The sequence below is a fragment of the Paenibacillus aurantius genome, assembly GCF_032268605.1.
GTDB lineage: Bacteria > Bacillota > Bacilli > Paenibacillales > NBRC-103111 > Paenibacillus_AO > Paenibacillus_AO aurantius.
The window spans coordinates 4724274-4742737 of record NZ_CP130318.1 but is presented as its reverse complement, the minus strand read 5'-3'; the positions used below and the strand labels follow the sequence as shown (position 1 = coordinate 4742737).

Here is an 18464-nt window from a genome sequence, read left to right as displayed (position 1 = left end):
GGAAGCCGGGGCCCCGGTTCAGGAGGCGGGCCGGCGCGGCCGGGTCAGCCGCAGGCGGGGGGCCCGGGGCCGGGCTTCGGACGGGGACCGATGGGCTTCGGCATGCCCGTGCAGAAGGCGAAGGACGCCAAAGGGGCGATGCGGCGGCTCATCGGGTATTTGAAGGAACGGCGGACCCAGCTGCTGATCGTTCTGGCCGCGGCTGTTCTGAGCACGGTCTTCGGCATTGTGAGCCCGAAGATTATGGGGAAGGTCACTACCCGGCTTTTTGAAGGGGCCATGCTTGGCCGGCTGGGGGCGGCGATCGATTTCCACTTCATTGCGAGTATTCTGCTGCTTCTCGTCGGTCTATACGCGCTGAGCGCCCTGTTTACCTTCGTTCAGCAATATCTGGTGGCGGGAATCGCCCAGAAGGTGGTTTTCGCCATGCGCCGCGATGTGCAGGAGAAGCTGGCCCGGCTGCCGCTGAATTATTTTGACAGCCGGACCCATGGGGAAATTCTCTCCCGGGCGACCAATGACGTGGATAACATCGGCAATACGCTCCAGCAGGTATTGTCGCAGTTCATCTCTTCCCTCGTGCTGCTGGTCGGGGTTCTGGTCATGATGCTGACGATCAGTCCGCTGCTCACCCTCATCACGCTCGTCACCCTTCCCCTCAGCGTGCTGGTGACGAAGAAAATCGCTTCCCGATCCCAGCGATATTTTGCCGAGCAGCAGAAGACGATCGGGGAATTGAACGGACACGTGGAAGAAATGTATTCCGGTCATACCATCGTCAAAGCCTTCGGCTATGAGAAGCGCTCGGTGGAGCGTTTCGACGCCATCAACGGGAAGCTGTACGACGCCGGCTGGCGGGCCCAATTTGTGTCCGGCATCATCATGCCGCTCATGATGTTCATCGGAAACATCGGCTATGTCCTTGTGGCGGTGGTCGGGGGAATCATGGTCACCCGGCAGGCGGTGGCGATCGGGGATGTGCAGGCCTTCATCCAGTACTCCCAGCAGTTCACGATGCCGATCACGCAGGTGGCGAACATTGCGAACCTGATCCAGTCGGCGCTTGCCTCGGCGGAGCGGGTGTTCGAGCTCCTGGACGAGAAGGAAGAGCGGCCGGAGCCGGCAGCGGCTCCATCCCTGCCGAAGCCGCAGGGCCGGGTCGTCTTCCGCAACGTATCCTTCGGCTACAAGGAAGACGCGCCCCTTATCGAAGGGATGAACCTTGAGATTGCTCCGGGCCAAACGGTGGCCATCGTCGGACCGACCGGAGCCGGCAAGACGACGCTCGTCAACCTGCTGATGCGCTTCTATGAGCTGGACGGGGGCTCGATCGCCATCGACGGCGTCGATATCCGCGAGCTTAAGCGCAGCCAGCTCCGCGGGCTGTTCGGCATGGTGCTGCAGGACACGTGGCTGTTCAACGGGACGATCCGGGACAACATCGCCTTCGGGCGGACCGGCTCGACCGAAAGCGAGGTCGTCTCGGCCGCGAAGGCGGCGTATGCGGATCATTTTATCCGCACGCTCCCGGACGGCTATGACACGGTGCTGAACGAGGAGGCGACCAACCTGTCCCAGGGCCAGAAGCAGCTGCTCACCATCGCGCGCGCCATTCTGGCCGACCCGGCCATCCTCATTCTCGATGAGGCGACGAGCAGTGTCGATACGCGGACCGAGGTACATATCCAGCAGGCGATGACCGAGCTTAGGAAGGGCCGCACGAGCTTCGTCATCGCCCACCGGCTGTCCACGATCCGGGATGCGGATCTCATCCTGGTGATGAACCATGGCCGGGTGATCGAGCGCGGGACCCATGAAGAGCTGCTGGCCCGCGGCGGGTTCTATACGGAGCTGTATGAAAGCCAGTTTACGGGAGGTAGACGGAACAAAGCCGTGTAAGCCTTTTGGTTCGTCCCTCTCCTTCCCTTCCCGATAAGCCGTCCGGCATTCCGCCGGACGGCTTTTTGCCAAGTGCAGACACCTATCCGCATGCCCGGCTATACACTATAAAGAAAACAAATGGAGTCCATAAGAAAAGACTTTACAAAACCTTTCCAATCGTCATATAATTCCTATATACTTACTCGGGATTATGGGGTGTTAACGTTTATGGAAATTCATATTGTCCTCATCGGTTTACTGGTTGGGCTTCTTGTCGGCTTAACCGGGGTAGGCGGCGCTTCTTTGTTAACTCCCATTCTGATTCTGGCCAACGTCAATCCAACCATCGCCGTAGGAACCGATCTCTTCTACAATTCGATCACGAAGCTGTTTGGAACCTACCAGCACTTCAAGCAGAAATCGGTCAATCTCCAACTGGTCAAATATTTGGCCATGGGCAGCATTCCCGGTGCCGTCATCGCCATTACCCTGCTTAAGGTGTTCGAATCGTTCTATCATAACCAGGAAAGCATCATCAAGCATGCCCTTGGCGTGGTCCTGATCATCGTCGCGCTGGCCACCATCTTCCGTCAGCTGTTCCAGCATAAAATCAAGGAAAGCTCCATCCAGACGAAGCCGATCGAGGAAAAAAAGCTGCTGACCATCCTTACCGGGGCGCTCCTCGGCTTTATCGTCGGCTTGACCTCCATCGGCTCGGGCTCCCTCTTCGCCATTCTAATGATCTACTTCTTCCGCATGACCGCAGCCGAAGTGGTAGGAACGGATATCGCTCACGCCTTTCTGCTTGTGACCGTGGCCGGGCTGCTTCATGCGGGACTGGGGCACGTCGACTACGGGCTCGCCATCAACCTTCTCGTCGGTTCCATCCCTGGCGTGCTGGCGGGCAGCTACTTCTCCGCCAAGGTCCCTCCCCGCCCGCTCCGAACGATTATGGCCGGACTGATCTTCATCAGCGGGCTGAAGCTCATTTAATAGAAACACCTCGAAAGCCGCTGAATCCGGGATTCAGCGGCTTTCGTTTGGGTATAGTATGATGTTGGGCAAAATAAGCTTACGCTTAAATAAGTGCGCAGAAAAAGAGACGCGCCCAAAAAGGCCGTGACCGCATAAGGGGGTTCAACTTCATGCAGTATGATTGCATCATTGTCGGCGGTGGGATTGCCGGGCTCCAGGCGGCGGTTCAGCTCGGGCGCTACACGAAGCACAAGGTGCTCGTCATTGACTCGGGCTACGGCCGCTCTACCTTGTGCCGCCGCTATCACAATGTGCTGGGCTGGCCGGATGGGGTTTCGGGAGAGCATCTGCGGGAAACCGGACGCAAGCAGGCAGGCAGTCTCGGGGTCCAGTTCGCGGAGGATACGGTCGTATCCGCCAGCCGCGAGGACACCGGCTTCTCCCTCGCCGGCCGCTCTGGCGGCGCCTACTCGGCCCGCACGCTCCTGCTCGCCACGGGCTTGCTGGACCGGTTCCCGGAACTGCCCGGACTCGTCCCCTGCTTCGGCCGGACGGTCTACGTCTGCCCGGACTGTGACAGCTTCGAGGTCCGCCACCGGAGGACCGTGGTGCTCGGGGCCGGAGACGTCGGGGCCAACATGGCGTTTACCCTGTCGGAGCGGACTAGCGAGCTGACCTACATCAACCATGACGGCACGCCGGTCTCCGAAGAAGCGCTCGGCCGCCTGAAGGAGCTCGGGATCGGGTACCGCGAGGAGCCGATCAGCCGAATCGAGACCAAGGGTGACGGCGAAATCACCGCGGCGGTGCTCGAATCGGGCGAACGGATCGAGGCGGAGCGCGGCTTCATAGCCTTCGGCGGCAACGAGGTCAAGTCGGAGCTCGCCAAGCAGCTCGGCGTCGAGAGGCTCGAGAACAAGCATGTTCCGGCTGATCCCCGCACGAAGATGACCAACGTGCCGAACGTATGGGTCGCGGGAGATTTGGGCGTCCATGCCGAGCAGCTCACCATCGCCATGGGCGAAGGGGCCCTGGCTGCGATCTGGATTCACAAAACCCTCTGCCAGATGGATGGGCGGTAGTGCCTTATCCGGTCACTTAATTACCGATAAGGCAGTGGGGAATCTATAAGTCTATTCTATGGGGGAAGGAAGCCTTTTATTCCTTCCTTTTTTGCTTTTCGCTAGAACCGGTTCGGTAAGAGCGGGAGGGGCGGGCAGGGCGGAAACCCCGCCTCTGCGCTGAAGCACCTGCCTAAGCACTTCCTCGTATTGCACCAGAGCTTCTTCTCCTAGTGGCGTCAGCTCATAGATTCCCCGGCTGACCCTCCGGAACCAAAGGTAGTAATTGTCCTGCAGCAGGAGGGTGATCTTGGGATTGCCCGTCCACTCCCGAAGAAGCTTCGTGGAGCTGGGACCGTTCACCTTCAGGTGATGGGCGCAGTGGAGTGCTTTTTCCCGGTACGCCGTCATCAGCTTGCGCCGGGTGCTGCCCCCTGTATTGTAATCCCCGCTGCGTTCCTTGAACTCGAGCAGCAGGCGTTCCGTGCTCTTCTTGCGGAGGGCGGGCGTATAAGGCACCGGGTCGCACAGCACCTCAACGGCCGGCTTCCGGCGGGTGTAGAACCGGACGGTGATCAGCCCGAGCCCGAGCATCCGGCACAGCCGCTGAAGGTCATTCCACTTAAGGTTATGAGGAGCCCGTCCCTTGGCGTTCTGCTCCACGGCCACATAGACGCGGGTGGACTGCTTCAGCCGGTCGATTCCCTGGATCAGCAGGGGAAGGGTGAAGGTGCGCTTCAGCTCCACCAGCACCGGCTCCTCCTCGCCCCGCAGAGCGACCAGATCGCAGTGCCGGACCTCGCTCTTGACCTCATAGCCCATCCGTTCGAAAAATTCCTTCACCGGTCCGTACAGCTCGGTTTCGCTCTTGATGGCCACTTACGGACTCTCCTTTCGTCATGTTTGTCCTTCCATTATAGCACAGGAACAGGAGTTCCCGGGCTGGCTCGCGGGACTCGGCCTTTCGGGTTCCGCCGATTCGTCCTCCTACCGCGTATTCCTCGAGCGGCTTGTCTGGCATTCCCGCTTGTCCGCGGGAACAAGGCGGCACGCACCTCAGCTTGTCCGCCTGGTTGGAGACAAGACTTTTTTCTGAAGGATGCCCAACCCCGCATCAGGCTTGGCTTTCGGGGGAAACCGGGAACAGCGGAAAGGGAAAAAGAAGGGCCCGGGCATGATTTAAGGTCAACATCTGCCTACGGGCTGCATAGGTATTAATACGTTGACTTATCTTGAGCAGGACGAGAGGAGGCTACCATGGACATTTTCCAGAAGATTGCCGAGCATCGGTCGGAAAATGCCAGGCTGGCGTGGAATGGGACCTTTGCGGAATATATCGAGAAGGTCAGAAAGCAGCCGGGTTTGGCAATGACCGCACATTCACGCGTTTATCAGATGATCGCTTCCCAAGGCTTGGAAGAGGAACATGGACAAACCAAATATAAGTTCTTCGAGAAGGAAATCTTTGGGCTTGACCGAGCCATCGAGAAGCTGGTCGAAGAATACTTCCACTCGGCGGCACGCCGGTTGGACGTCCGTAAACGCATCCTGCTGCTGATGGGTCCGGTCAGCGGGGGGAAATCCACCATTGTTACGCTGCTGAAGAGGGGGCTTGAGCAGTTTTCGCGTACCGACGAAGGGGCCGTCTATGCCATCCAGGGCTGCCCGATGCACGAGGAGCCGCTGCATCTTATTCCGGATGATCTGCGTCCCGAGATCGAGCGGGAGCTCGGGGTTAAGATCGAGGGAACACTATGCCCCTCCTGCCAGATGAGGCTCCGCACGGAGTACGACAACCGGATCGAGCTCGTGCCGGTCGAGAGAGTGGTCATTTCCGAAGGGAACCGCATCGGGATCGGTACCTTCAGCCCGTCGGACCCGAAATCCCAGGATATCGCCGACCTGACGGGAAGCATCGACTTCTCGACCATTACCGAATTCGGCTCGGAATCCGATCCGCGCGCTTACCGGTTCGATGGGGAGCTGAACAAGGCGAACCGGGGGATTATGGAGTTCCAGGAGATGCTGAAGTGCGACGAGAAGTTTCTGTGGAACCTGCTGTCTCTCACGCAGGAAGGCAACTTCAAGGCCGGGCGCTTTGCCCTGATTTCCGCCGACGAGCTCATTATCGCTCACACGAACGAATCCGAGTACAAGTCGTTTATTGCGAACAAGAAGAACGAAGCGCTGCAGTCCCGGATGATCGTTATGCCGATTCCGTACAACCTGAAGGTATCCGACGAAGAGAAGATTTACACGAAGCTGATCGGGCAGAGCGACATGGGGTACATTCATATGGCTCCGCATGCGCTTAAGGCGGCCTCCATCTTCTCCATTCTGACGAGGCTGAAGGAAACGAAGAAGCAGGGCATGGATCTGGTCAAAAAGATGCGCATGTACGACGGGGAAGCGATCGAGGGCTACAAGGAAGCGGACCTGAAGGAAATGCAGAACGAATACCTTGAGGAAGGCATGTCGGGCATCGACCCGCGGTATGTCATCAACCGCATCTCAAGCGCCCTGATCCGCCAGGACGTGGAGTGCATGAACGCCCTGGACGTCCTCCGCGCCATCAAGGACGGCCTTGACCAGCACCCGTCCATCACGAAAGACGAGCGCGAGCGGTACTTGAATTTCATCTCTATCGCCCGTAAGGAATACGACGAGCTCGCCAAGAAGGAAATCCAGAAGGCCTTCGTCTATTCCTTCGAAGAGTCGGCCAAAACATTGTTCGAGAACTACCTCGACAATATTGAGGCTTACTGCAACTGGGGCAAAATCAAGGACCCGCTCACCGGCGAAACCATGGACCCGGATGAGCGCCTCATGCGCTCGATCGAAGAGCAGATCGGCGTGTCGGAGAACGCCAAGAAGGCTTTCCGCGAAGAGATTCTCATCCGCATGTCCTCGTACTCCCGCAAGGGCAAGAAGTTCGACTACAGCACCCACGAGCGTCTGCGGGAGGCGATCGAGAAGAAGCTGTTCGCCGATCTAAAGGACATCGTGAAGATCACTACGTCCACGAAGACGCCGGATGAGCGGCAGTTGAAGCGGATCAACGAAGTGACCGCCCGCCTCATCGAGAATCACGGCTACTGCCCGGTATGCGCGAACGAGCTGCTGCGGTATGTGGGGAGTTTGTTGAACCGGTAAAACCGTAGTCGTCCTGTCCTCCCATTAAAGCATGCCGGAAGGGGAAACCCGGAAGGCATGCTTTTTTGCGTGCGGCCGATCCTGCTCCCGTAGGATTTCCCTTACCAAGCTTCAGCGCCATGGCCGACCGAGTGACCGGAAAGGGAGGGCTGAACTTATTTATCGCCCTGTACCTTCTTACGATAATCGTTTGGCGTCATGCCGGTTTCCCGCTTGAACAGAACGCTCATGTACTCCGCATGCTTAAAGCCGATCCTCTCGGCAATATAGGGGAGGGTAAGGTCCGTGTCGGTTAGAAATTGCTTGATCAGCTTGATCTTCATCTCCATGTGCATGCGATGCGGAGTTCGGCCCAGGGCACGCTGGAACCGCGCTTCCAAGGATCGGCGTGAGGCAGGCAGTTCCGTCAGCAGCTTGTCCATGCTTATGTTCTCGTAGAGGTGGCTGCGAATGAGCCGGACCGTATCCGCTACGAGCGGGTCCTTTACGGCAGTGACATCGGTAGAGACGCGCGGCGCCACATCCAGCGGCGGGATCGAGGTGATGCCAGGTTGGTGGGGTTCCCCCTTCATCATACGGTCCAGCAGAGCGGCTGCCTGATAACCTGTTGCCAGAGTGTCGGGAATAATACTGCTGAGTGGAGGAGCCGATAAGCTGCACAGAAGCTCATCGTTATCGACGCTGATCACCGCCGCCTGGTCAGGAACGAACACACGGGCCTGTCTGCATACGTCCAGCAGCTTCTGTCCTAACATGTCGTAACTGACGAAGATGCCGACCGGCTTAGGCAATTCCCGGATCCACGAGATCATCGCTTGATGCTCCTTATTCCAAGCCTCCTGGGCCTCCACCTCATAGACATAGCAAGGATAACCCGCACGCTGGGCCTCTTGGATAAAATGCTCTCTCCTATGGACAGACCAGGGGAACCGCGGATCTCCGCAAAAGGCGAATTGCTTAAACCCTCGTTCCTGCAGATGGGAGAAGGCCATCCTCGCAATGGCCAGATCATCCGTCTCCAGGCAGGGCAGCTCAGGCAGGAGACGGTGTGAGCTTAGATCGACCGTTGGCACAGCGGTTTGGCGTACGTATTCCGCCACGGCTTCATTCTCAATACGCGCGATGATCCCGTCGCCTTGCCAATGCGTTGCCCATGGCATGACGCCCTGTCCTCGGCTGTGCTCATTCAGGTACAGAGACCAGGAGTGATGCTCACCGATATAGGAGCGGATTCCCCGCAGCAGCCCCCGGGCGTATTCATTGGACGTCTCGATCAACAGGGCAACATGGCGCTTCGGCGTTCGCTTCCCTGGAGACTCATCTAATAAACGCAATAGAAACCCCCCACGCTTTCTAATGAAATCCATTACTGTGATTATAAACGGTAAATATTTTGACGAACAGCCATGGTGAAAAATCTCAATATGTTTGCAAGAATGCTCATTTTCAATCGGCAGCCGTTGCCTTATAGTGGGGCTAGTAGAGCAGCTGCAGGAGGTAGAAGGCCTTGAGCGATAAAATTAGAATAGCCCTTGTTGGACTCGGATTTGGAGCTGAATTCATTCCCATCTATCAGAATCATCCTCATACCGAGCTATATGCCATAGGCCAGCGATCCGCTGACAGCTTGCATCGGATCGGCGAGCACTTCGGCGTTCCCGTCCGCTATACAAGCTATGAAGAGCTCCTTCAGGATCCGAACATTGATGCGGTTCATCTTAACTCGCCTATCTCCCTTCATGCTGAACAATCGATCGCAGCGCTCCTTGCAGGCAAGCATGTAGCCTGTACCGTGCCCATGGCCACCTCTATCGAGGATTGCCGGAGTATCCTAGAGGCGCAGCAGGCATCAGGAAAGAAGTATATGATGATGGAAACGGCTGTATATACAAGGGAGTTTCTCTTCCTTAAGCACCTTCGCGACCATGGGGAATTGGGACGGATCCAGTTCATGCGGGGGGCCCATCAGCAGGAAATGGCCGGCTGGCCCGGGTACTGGGAAGGCTTGCCGCCTATGCACTACGCCACACATGCCGTAAGTCCGCTGCTCGCTCTTGCCAATAAGGAAGCGGAGCTGGTCTATTGTCTCGGCTCCGGCAGGATTGCCGAGCGGTTGGCTGCTAAGTATCAATCGCCCTTCGCCGTAGAGACGGCGCTGTTCCGGCTTCGGGATTCCGATCTCGCGGTAGAGGTAACCCGTTCCCTATTCGAGACATCGCGTGAATATATCGAGAGCTTCGATGTGTATGCCGATCAGGTCAGCTTCGAATGGCAGCAGCTTGAGGGGGAGCAGCCGGTTCTCTTCCATGGGGAAGAGGGGAAGCGCATTGTCATTCCCGACTTTGCGCACCTGCTCCCGGAAAACATCCGCCGATTCACAACCCAAGGGGTCTATGATGCGGATACTAACCAGCATCTGTCCTTTAAACAGGGCAGCGGCCATGGCGGCTCCCATCCGCATCTTGCCCATGAGTTTATCATGAGCATCGTGGAGGATAGGGCGCCTTTCCCGGATGTCTACACGTCCGCGAACTGGACCTGTGCGGGATTGTGTGCCCATGAATCGGCCTTAAGGAACGGCGAACCCGTCAGGCTTCCGGAATTCCGATAATAGAGAGGGGTAACCTGATGACTTCTATACAAGGGAAGACGGTAGAGAACCAGCACCTCGTGGTCCGCCATTCGCAGCACATGCTTTCGATTTACCGCCGGGGGGCCGAGGCACCTTTGCTTACCCAGCAGGCTCATCCTAACCGCCGTCCGTACCTTCACCCGATCGCGGCACCGGATGGAAGAGGAGTGCTCACAGAGGACGCGCCCGCTCACCATCCCTGGCAGCATGGCTTGTATGTGGGCCTAAATCAAGTCAATAACTGGGGCTTCTGGACAGAGGGATTAACGAATTCGCCGAATGACGGCACCTTTCACCCCGAGGGGATCTCGGATGTTCAGCTGGCTGACAACGAAGCCGGCTGGGTTGTGAAGACGGCGTGGTGTGAACCGGCGGGCGATCGGCTGCTTACCGAGCGCCAGAGCTGGAGCCTGCGAGATCGGAACACGGTATACGAGCTTGACCTCGAGTGGACTCTTACAGCGGAGAAAGCCATTACGTTTGGGTCCTATTCGTATGGAGGCTTATTCCTTCGGATGCCTTACCGGGAGGACCAAGGCGGAAGCTTCTTGAGCAGCAACGGATTGAGCAAGGAGGAAGCGGACGGTCAGCGTGCCAGATGGGCGGCTGTCAGCATGCGCGTGGAGGGGCGTGACGATTACGCTGGCATGGCCATCCTGGATCATGACGAGAATGAGGAACATCCTTCTCCCTGGAGAGTGGATGGGCAGCTGGGCATTTCCCCAAGCCGATGCATAGCGGGTGCCTGGAGCTTGGCAAAGGGAGAGAGCAAGCGGTCTCGATACCGGATCTATCTATTCTGCGGAGCTAGGGAAGCAGCGGAGATGGAAGCCAATTGGAGAAGGTATACAGGAGGAGAGCATAAATGAGAAGCGTAATCGTGGTTCATCCCGATTTTGACGGAACGTGGCCTTTCGTCGCGGATCATTTCCATAAGCTGCTGGTGCAGGACGGCGAGGCGGAGCTGATCCGATTGTCCGCAGACGAAACGAGGGGGATTGGGGAAATCATTCCGGATCCCGCCAGTGTAGTCCGGCTCATTTCGCTGAAGGCGCGGGTAGACCTGACTTGTCTGGAGGCGCTTACGGCGCTGGAGGAGGTCGTGTTCACGACCGAGTATAGCACCACGCCGGAACCGCAAATGAGCGAACGGCTGAAGGAACGGGGGATCCGGTGCTACAGCCAGCCCACGGAGGGCTTCTGGGGACAATCTGTCAGCGAATTTGCTCTGGCGCTTACCCTCTGCGGACTGCGAAGAATCCCTCAAACTCATCATGAGATCATCACGAGCTTGCAGCCGTGGGATTATGATCCGCCGGAGGGAGTGGGCAAGCCAGGGGCCAGGGGGGTACAGTTCGGAGACGATACCCGCTTCGCCAACGGCACCGTAGAGGGCAAGCGCATACGGATTGTTGGGGCGGGGAATATTGCAAGCCGTTACGCCAGCTTCGTCCATATGCTAGGTGCAGATGTCGCGATGTGGGATCCCTATGCAAGTGAGCCGTGCTTTCACCGGGCCGGCGCCCGCAAGGAGTGGCATCTGGACCGATTGGTCCGGGATGCGGAGATTTTTGTTCCCATGGTCCCGCTGACCGATCAGACGGGAGGACTGGTCACCGCGGAGCTGATCCGCGCGGTGCCGCAGGGAGCGTTGGTGGTGCTTGCGACCCGTGCGAAGATTTGCGATATGGAGGAGCTGCGCAGAAGGGTTCTTGCCGATGAGCTCAGTTTAGCGGCTGACGTTTTTGATATCGAGCCCCTGCCGCTGAATGACCCGCTGCTTGGCCGGCATAATGTGGTGCATACCCCCCATAATGCAGGCAGAACGAAGGAAGCCAATGAGCAGTTTGCCCTCAAGCTTTATGAGCAATTTTTGCCGCGACAGTCAACTAAATAGGTGACTATCGTCAAACAGCCCTCATCTTGTAATCAAGATGGGGGTTTTTTGGCGATTGCTGTGCAAGAAGCTTCCCATCCCACCCCAGCTGCGCCGTATACGGGTCGGAAGCTCCGCTTAGAGCTTCTCATCCGCCTGCTGGGGGCGGAAAGCCGATCTTTTTCTACCCTGCTCCAGATGGGATTCCCCTTACCGAAAGCGGTTGCTCCCGATAGAATGAAGACAGACCATACAAACAACACTAGAGACTAACCAGGGAGGTTACACCTTATGAATAAAGTGGTGAAATGGGGGGCGCCCGTCCTTCTTACCGCATCCTTGCTGACCGCCTGCGGCAGCGGAGCGGCCGACACGGAGCAGGGAGCTTCGGGTAACGGAGCCGGAGAGAAAGTAAAGCTTACCGTCTGGCATAACTGGACCGGACAAGACGCCAAGGCGATCGCCATGAGAGGCATCCTGGACGATTTCAAAGCCAAGCATCCCAACGTTGACCTGGAAGTGGAAGGACTGCCGACCGACGGCTTGAAGACAAGACTCCGCACGGTAGCCGCGGCGGATGAAATGCCGGACCTCTTCGTCATGTGGCCGGATGCGATGACCAAGGAGTTCGTCAGCGGCGGTCTGCTGCAGCCTATCGACGATTACCTGAACAGCAAGCCGGACTGGAAGAACAACTTCATTCCGAACGCGCTAGACGGCTACACGGTGGACGGCAAGACGTATTCCGTTCCGATGAACCTGGCTCCAAGCTCCTTCATTTATTACAACCAGGCCATTTTCGACAAATACGGGGTTAAGGTACCGAAGACATGGGACGAGCTTAAAGCCGCCATCGATACGTTCAACAAGAACAACGTCATTCCCGTGGCGCTCGGCAACAAAGCCAACTGGGTCGTGCAATCCACCATCTTCAGCACCATTGCCGACCGCGTGACCGGGACGGACTGGTTCCTGAAGGCCGCCAAGCAGGACGGGGCGAAATTCACCGATCCGGAATTCGTGAAGGCCCTCACGGTGCTTCAGGATCTCGGTAAGTCCAAAGCCTTCCAGGACGGCTTCAACAGCATCGACGAGAACCAGATGATCCAGCTCTACAACCAGGGCAAAGCCGCGATGTTCATGGACGGCGGCTGGGCTCTCGCGAACCTCGTGAAGACGGCGCCTAAGGAAGTGCTCGACACGACGCACATCACCATCCTGCCTGCCGTGGACGGCGGCAAAGGAAACGCGCAAAGCACCTCCGGCGTGGTCGGGACGGGGATGGGCATGAGCAAGAAGGTGAAGGGCGCCCAGAAGGAAGCCGCACAGGAATTGCTCTATGCCCTGGCCGGCCCGGACGGACAGAAGGCGACGCTCGACAGCTCCACGCTGGTCAGCTACAAAATCGACGTGGACAAAGCCAAAGCCAATCCTTTGTTCATCGAGCTGAACGAGCTCATGAAGAACACGAAGATCAGCCCGGTCTATGACTCCAAGCTGAGCTCCGCCGCGGTGGAGGTCACGAACAACAGCCTCCAGGAGCTGCTCATGGGCGGCAATCCGGAAGCGATCGCGAAGAAAATTCAGGATGCCCAGGCGGGGGCTATCGGCAAATAAGCCGGACCGCTTAACCCAAGGCCCTCCCGAGCGGAGGGCCGATTCATTAGCAGAGGAAGTGATTGGTTATGAACACGTTGCGCATCCGGCGATTTATCGTCCTCGGCCTGCTGCCGTCCGTCGTGATCTATGCTTTGTTTGTTTTCGTGCCGGTGATCTGGTCGGCTTACTACGGATTCTTCAACTGGAAAGGGATCGGGGCCGCCAAATTCATAGGCTTCGACAACTATGTGGAAGTGTTCAAGGATCCGATCTTCTGGCGGGCGCTCAAGAACAACATTATTTTCGTCTTGGCTTCGGTGCTCGGACAGGTTCCGCTGGCGCTGATTCTCGCCATCCTGCTGCACAAGAACAGCCTGCTTCAACGTTTTCTGCGCTCGGCCGTGTTTATGCCCATGGTCTTGTCCGCGGTCGTCATCGGCATGATCTGGCAGTACATTTACCATCCGCAGATCGGGATTCTTAACTTTCTTCTGGACCGTCTCGGGCTGGCCAGCTGGAAGCTTCAGTGGCTTTCCGATTCCAAGATTGCGATTTTCTCGCTTATTCCGCCTCTTATTTGGAGCTTTGTCGGGCTCTATCTCATTATTTTCATCTCCGCCTTTCAGAATATTCCCGGTGACATTCACGATGCCGCCAAGATCGACGGGGCAACCGGGGCGCGTAAAATGGTTTCGATTATTCTGCCTATGATCTGGAGCACGGTGCAGGTGGCCATTGTCCTCTGCATCTCGGGAAGCCTGAAATCCTTCGACCTGGTCTACATCATGACGAAGGGCGGGCCGGCCCATTCCACCGAGCTTCTGGCTACCTATATGTACAACTCGACCTTCACTTCCTACCGTTACGGGTACGGAAGCGCCATTTCCACTTCCATTATCGCCATCAGCCTGCTCTTTATCGGCGTCAGCCAATGGCTGATGAGCCGCAAAACCAAGACCGCCTAGAAAGGGGGAGGAACCCATGAGCAACACCGCCGCTGCTTATTCACCGGCTGCTTCACATAAAGCGGGGAGATCCGGGAGAAAATGGAGAGGAGCCATTTTTTGGACGGGCCTTACCGTGTATGGGGTGCTGACGCTGTATCCCCTCTTCTGGCTGTTCATCTCCGCATTCAAAACCAACATGGAATTCATCAACCGTCCGTTCTCCCTGCCGGAAACGTGGCAGTTTGAGAATTTTACCAGAGCCTGGACCAGCTCCCACATGGGGAGGGCCTTCGGAAATTCCGTTATCGTGTCCTTGACCTCGCTTGCTCTGACGCTGTTCATCTCGGCTCTGGCCTCCTTCGTGCTGGCCCGGTTCCGGTTCCGCTTCAAGGCTTGGATCATGGGCTTCTTCGTGGTCGGCATGCTTATTCCGATCCACAGTACGCTGGTGCCGCTGTTCATCCTGATGAAGCAGCTGTCTCTTCTGAACACGTATTGGGCGCTCATTCTGCCCTACGTGGCGTTCGCTCTGCCGACGGCCATCTTCGTGCTTACCGCCTACCTGGCTTCCATTCCGAAGGAAATGGAGGAGGCGGCCTTTATCGACGGCACCGGCTTGTGGGGCGTGTTCCTTCGCATCATGCTGCCGATTTCCCTGCCGGCGCTGTCGACGGTAACGATTCTCAGCTTCCTGCACTTCTGGAACGATTTCTCATTCGCTCTCGTGTTCATAAGCAAGTCGTCTCTCAAAACGCTCCCGCTCAGCATCGCGACGTTTGCCGACGGTTACCAGACGGATTACAGTCTGACGCTTGCGGCGATGTCCATCGCGGTCATCCCGACGATCGTGGTGTACCTTCTGTTCCAGGAGCAGGTCATGAAAGGGATGACCGCAGGGGCAGTCAAGGGCTGATCCGGCGGGCATGAGGTATACTGGATAGTAAAAAAGGAAGGGGGAGGACATCATGTGGCGTTGGCTGGCAGGTTCCCTGCGGCGCCGGCTGTCCTTCCTGCTGCTCGTTTCGATCCTAATCCCCCTATTGTTTCTGGGGGGATTCTCTTATGTCACCTCCTCGAGGGCGGCGGAGGCAAAAACGAAGCAGGCCGGAATCGATACCCTGCATCAAATGGAAGCCAAATTAAAGTTCATTCTGAGCGATGTGGAGAACATGTCGCTTTTTATGATCGGCCAGCGGGACATTCAGCAGTATTTGGCCAAGCCCGGGGAGGATCCGGTGGAACGGGACCGCGTTCTCGGGCTTATGACCAACCTGGCCGGCTACAAGGACTACCTGACGGCCATTACCCTTTATCCGTCAGGGACCAAAGCTCCGCTCTCCACGGCTACTATTTATGAATCGGACCTGACCCGCATCGCGGATATCCAGCGGTTGACGGGCAAACGCTGGACCGATCCGTACCGGATCGTGAATTACTCCGGAAGCCACACGGTCCTTTCCTTTATCCGGCCGATGCGGGGGATCGGCACTTACACGGATTTGGGGTCGATCTCCATCACCTTAAACGAACAGGCCCTTATCCGGCTCTGGAACGAGCCGCAGCTAGGTGATGGGCAAGGAAGTGTCATGCTGGTCAATGACAAGGGATTGGTCGTGTCGGCTGCGGACGAAAGCCGGGTGTCCCATCCCTTGGACGCCCTGTTTCCCGGTCTTTCTTCCTCGCTAACCGGCAAGGTGTCAGGCGCGGTGACCTACGGCAGCGGGCCGGATAAGAAAACCGTCCTGTACTACAAGGAGCCTATGGTTGGCTGGACGCTGGTCGGCCTGATTCCCTATGAGCTGTACAGCGCGTCCAGCCGCTATATCGTAACGCTTACGGCTGCCGCGGTCGCCCTGGCAGTTATCGCCGCTGCGGGACTCGTCCTCTTCCTCGTCCGGCGGGTGACGAATCCGCTGCAGACGCTGACCCGGCTTCTATCGAAGGTGGACCCGAACGAACCGCTTCCGCGTTATCCGGCGGGCTCCCCGGATGAGATCGGCCGCCTTGCGGAGAGCTACAACCGACTCGGCCGGCATATCGAAATGCTGAAGAAAGAGCTGATCCGCAACGAAACGCGCAAGAAGGAAGCGGACCTCCGGGCTCTTCAGGCGCAGATCAACCCGCATTTTCTGTATAACACCCTGTCCTCCATTCACTGGATCGCCTTGATGAACGAGGAGAAGAGGATTGCGGATATGGTGGGTGCCTTGAGCGATTTTCTGCGGTTCAGTCTGAACAAAGGAAAGGACTATTGCCCGGTTCACCAGGAAATCGCCCATATCCGCAACTATGCGCAGGTCCAGTCCATCCGGTTCCCGGACAAGTTTACGGTCGACTGCTCGGTGGATCCGGACTTAACGGAGAAGATCATGCTCAAGCTGCTGCTGCAGCCGCTCGTTGAGAACGCCATGCTCCACGGGGTTCAGAGGAAGGAAGGACGGGGGACGATTACCGTGATGGTCGAGAGGAAGCAGAGCCGGATGGCCTTTCTCGTCCTGGACGATGGAGTGGGAATGAGTGAGGAGCAGGTCAGCTCCTTGAGGGCCCGCCTGGAGCAGGCAGGCTCACCGGAAGGATACCCCGAGGAAGAGCTGCCGTTATCGCTCGAAGGGAGCTACGGGCTGAGGAATGTTCATGAACGGCTTCTGCTGCATTACGGGCCGGAGGCGGGGCTGAAGATCGAAAGCCGGCCTGGCGCGGGCACCCGCGTCGCGTTTAGCATTCCCATCCGAGAGGAGGTGCGTCATGAGAATCATGATCGTGGATGACGAGGTGATTATCCGTACGGGCCTTGCCCGTGTCATTAACTGGGAGGAGCTGGGGCTCACCCTGCTTGAACCCGCCGCTTCCGCGGAGGAGGCCTTAAGCCGGCTGCCGGAGGAGAGGCCGAACATTGTGCTGACCGACATCCGCATGACGGGCCAAACAGGGCTGCATCTCGCAAAGGAAACCAAGCGCCTCTTCCCCGATACGGAGGTGATCATCCTGTCGGGCTATGATGACTTTACCTATATGCAGCAGGCGATCCGGCAGGAGGTCAGCGATTATATTCTGAAGACCAGCCGGCCAGAGGAAATCATCCAGACGGTGCTGAGGGCGAAGGCCCGCATCGAGTCCAAATGGGCGGCCCACAGCCAGGACCGCTTCCGAAGCACGGAAGCCCGGAACCGGCTGCTGGAGAGGCTGTTTTCCGGCTCTACGGAAGGCGTGGAATGGGGAGCGATTTCCGACGACTTGCCCGGCCTGTTTCGGGAGAGGGGAGAATCGTCCCCGCTCCAGGTTGTTCTTTTCGGGGCGGAAGGCTGGGGGAAAACACCCTCATCGCGTTCCCTGCTCCTTTTTGCCGTGGAGAATACGCTGAAGGATTCCTTGAACGCGGAAACCCTGGTCGAGCCGGACCGGGTGGCGGCGGTGATCCGCCAGGATGGGGGAGGTAATCTGGAGACGGTCATGGGACGCATCGAGCGCCTTCTTAAGGCCAGGCTTTACGCGGGAGCGGGCCCAGTGGTACAGGGTCCGCGCGAGCTTTCGATATCATACGCAGGTGCCGTCAGCGCTTTCCGGTATCCCCTTCTGCTGGGCAGGAGGCTGGTGGAGGCCTCGGACATCCGGGACCGGAAAGGCGGACGGACGGTCTGCTCCCATGCGGAGGAGCTGTCGCTCTCGTCCATTCTGCTCGAGGACGATCCCGTCGCGCTTAAATCCTGGGTGCAGCAGTACGTCGAGGAGCGGATCGCGGATCCCGACATGACCGTCGAATCGCTGGAGGCGTCGGTCCGTTCGGCCGGCCTGTCCGCCCACCGCTGGCTGGAAAGGGTGATGGAAGCGACCGGCCGCGACGCAACGGGCAGCATGCCTCCTTCCCTGCCGGGAACGAGCGGCGCCGCGCCGAAGGAAGAGCTGTTCCAGTCGCTTTATACTTTAATGAAGCATTATCACAGCCGGCTCGCGGAGGGACAAGTGTCTCACGTCCAGCGGGCGATGGCTTATATCGAAGAGAACCTGGGGGGAGACGTCCGGCTTCAGCAGGTGGCGAAGCACGTGCACTTGAACCCGAGCCACCTAAGCGAGGTCTTCAAGAAAGAAACCGGCCAAACCTTCGGAGATTTCGTTACCGGCCAGAAAATCCGCCGGGCGATGGAAATATTGGCTGTTTCGCCGGCGAAAATCAGCGAGGTGGCGGGAATAGTCGGATATGAGGATGTCAAATATTTCAGCCAGCTGTTCAAGAAATACACGGGCCAAACGCCCAGCGAATACCGGGAGTCCCGCATCCCGGATCGTAACGGTTTAGGGCAGCAAAGAGAACGATAACGGCGCCGTGGAGCGCCTTCATGGGA

The 18464-nt window shown here is 57.8% G+C and carries 14 protein-coding genes; 12 read left to right on the top strand and 2 right to left on the bottom strand.

Features of this window, described 5'->3' with window-relative positions; all coding sequences use genetic code 11:
• The first annotated feature begins 90 nt into the window (after positions 1-90).
• From MJA45_RS21485 to MJA45_RS21475, 3 genes are all read left to right on the top strand, one after another.
• On the top strand, positions 91-1899 hold the full coding sequence (locus MJA45_RS21485; RefSeq protein WP_315608076.1) for an ABC transporter ATP-binding protein: 1809 nt from the start codon (positions 91-93) through the stop codon (positions 1897-1899).
• Between the two features lie 210 nt (positions 1900-2109).
• On the top strand, positions 2110-2874 hold the full coding sequence (locus MJA45_RS21480; RefSeq protein ID WP_315603944.1) for a sulfite exporter TauE/SafE family protein: 765 nt from the start codon (positions 2110-2112) through the stop codon (positions 2872-2874).
• Between the two features lie 152 nt (positions 2875-3026).
• Positions 3027-3938 (top strand): NAD(P)/FAD-dependent oxidoreductase, encoded by a 912-nt coding sequence (locus tag MJA45_RS21475; protein WP_315603943.1) that lies wholly within the window; start codon positions 3027-3029, stop codon positions 3936-3938.
• Positions 3939-3989: 51 nt separating this feature from the next.
• Here MJA45_RS21475 and MJA45_RS21470 read toward each other — a convergent pair whose 3' ends face one another.
• Complete coding sequence (locus MJA45_RS21470; RefSeq protein ID WP_315603942.1) at positions 3990-4796, bottom strand: DUF2161 domain-containing phosphodiesterase; 807 nt, start codon at positions 4794-4796, stop codon at positions 3990-3992.
• 378 nt (positions 4797-5174) lie between these two features.
• Between MJA45_RS21470 and MJA45_RS21465 the strand changes: the two genes are divergently transcribed.
• Positions 5175-7070, top strand: coding sequence for a PrkA family serine protein kinase (locus MJA45_RS21465; RefSeq protein ID WP_315603941.1), 1896 nt, complete (start codon positions 5175-5177; stop codon positions 7068-7070).
• 155 nt (positions 7071-7225) lie between these two features.
• Here the strand turns inward: MJA45_RS21465 and MJA45_RS21460 are convergent, their stop codons facing one another.
• Positions 7226-8404, bottom strand: coding sequence for an AraC family transcriptional regulator (locus MJA45_RS21460; RefSeq protein ID WP_315603940.1), 1179 nt, complete (start codon positions 8402-8404; stop codon positions 7226-7228).
• 173 nt (positions 8405-8577) lie between these two features.
• Between MJA45_RS21460 and MJA45_RS21455 the strand changes: the two genes are divergently transcribed.
• The 8 genes from MJA45_RS21455 (at position 8578) to MJA45_RS21420 (ending at position 18438) form a co-directional block, all read left to right on the top strand.
• Entirely contained in the window at positions 8578-9681 is a 1104-nt protein-coding gene (locus MJA45_RS21455) for a Gfo/Idh/MocA family protein (RefSeq protein ID WP_315603939.1), read from the top strand.
• Positions 9682-9698: 17 nt separating this feature from the next.
• Positions 9699-10571 carry a DUF6807 domain-containing protein gene (locus MJA45_RS21450; RefSeq protein ID WP_315603938.1) on the top strand — a complete coding sequence of 291 codons (873 nt, stop codon included), beginning with the start codon at positions 9699-9701 and terminating at the stop codon, positions 10569-10571.
• On the top strand, positions 10568-11599 hold the full coding sequence (locus tag MJA45_RS21445; RefSeq protein WP_315603937.1) for an NAD(P)-dependent oxidoreductase: 1032 nt from the start codon (positions 10568-10570) through the stop codon (positions 11597-11599). Before MJA45_RS21450 ends, MJA45_RS21445 begins: the two co-directional genes overlap by 4 nt.
• Before the next feature lie 270 nt (positions 11600-11869).
• Positions 11870-13195 carry an extracellular solute-binding protein gene (locus tag MJA45_RS21440; protein ID WP_315603936.1) on the top strand — a complete coding sequence of 442 codons (1326 nt, stop codon included), beginning with the start codon at positions 11870-11872 and terminating at the stop codon, positions 13193-13195.
• A 68-nt stretch (positions 13196-13263) separates the two neighbouring features.
• Positions 13264-14142 (top strand): carbohydrate ABC transporter permease, encoded by an 879-nt coding sequence (locus MJA45_RS21435; RefSeq protein ID WP_315603935.1) that lies wholly within the window; start codon positions 13264-13266, stop codon positions 14140-14142.
• Positions 14143-14158: 16 nt separating this feature from the next.
• Positions 14159-15037 (top strand): carbohydrate ABC transporter permease, encoded by an 879-nt coding sequence (locus MJA45_RS21430; protein ID WP_315603934.1) that lies wholly within the window; start codon positions 14159-14161, stop codon positions 15035-15037.
• A gap of 52 nt (positions 15038-15089) precedes the next feature.
• Positions 15090-16892 carry a sensor histidine kinase gene (locus MJA45_RS21425; RefSeq protein ID WP_315603933.1) on the top strand — a complete coding sequence of 601 codons (1803 nt, stop codon included), beginning with the start codon at positions 15090-15092 and terminating at the stop codon, positions 16890-16892.
• Complete coding sequence (locus MJA45_RS21420) at positions 16870-18438, top strand: helix-turn-helix domain-containing protein (protein ID WP_315603932.1); 1569 nt, start codon at positions 16870-16872, stop codon at positions 18436-18438. Before MJA45_RS21425 ends, MJA45_RS21420 begins: the two co-directional genes overlap by 23 nt.
• The last annotated feature ends 26 nt before the right edge of the window (positions 18439-18464 follow it).

Coding starts and splice junctions, on each gene's coding strand:
- MJA45_RS21485 (WP_315608076.1), top strand. CDS start 91: ATGGGCTTCGGCATGCCCGTGCAGAAGGCGAAGGACGCCAAAGGGGCG.
- MJA45_RS21480 (WP_315603944.1), top strand. CDS start 2,110: ATGGAAATTCATATTGTCCTCATCGGTTTACTGGTTGGGCTTCTTGTC.
- MJA45_RS21475 (WP_315603943.1), top strand. CDS start 3,027: ATGCAGTATGATTGCATCATTGTCGGCGGTGGGATTGCCGGGCTCCAG.
- MJA45_RS21465 (WP_315603941.1), top strand. CDS start 5,175: ATGGACATTTTCCAGAAGATTGCCGAGCATCGGTCGGAAAATGCCAGG.
- MJA45_RS21450 (WP_315603938.1), top strand. CDS start 9,699: ATGACTTCTATACAAGGGAAGACGGTAGAGAACCAGCACCTCGTGGTC.
- MJA45_RS21445 (WP_315603937.1), top strand. CDS start 10,568: ATGAGAAGCGTAATCGTGGTTCATCCCGATTTTGACGGAACGTGGCCT.
- MJA45_RS21440 (WP_315603936.1), top strand. CDS start 11,870: ATGAATAAAGTGGTGAAATGGGGGGCGCCCGTCCTTCTTACCGCATCC.
- MJA45_RS21435 (WP_315603935.1), top strand. CDS start 13,264: ATGAACACGTTGCGCATCCGGCGATTTATCGTCCTCGGCCTGCTGCCG.
- MJA45_RS21430 (WP_315603934.1), top strand. CDS start 14,159: ATGAGCAACACCGCCGCTGCTTATTCACCGGCTGCTTCACATAAAGCG.
- MJA45_RS21425 (WP_315603933.1), top strand. CDS start 15,090: ATGTGGCGTTGGCTGGCAGGTTCCCTGCGGCGCCGGCTGTCCTTCCTG.
- MJA45_RS21420 (WP_315603932.1), top strand. CDS start 16,870: ATGAGAATCATGATCGTGGATGACGAGGTGATTATCCGTACGGGCCTT.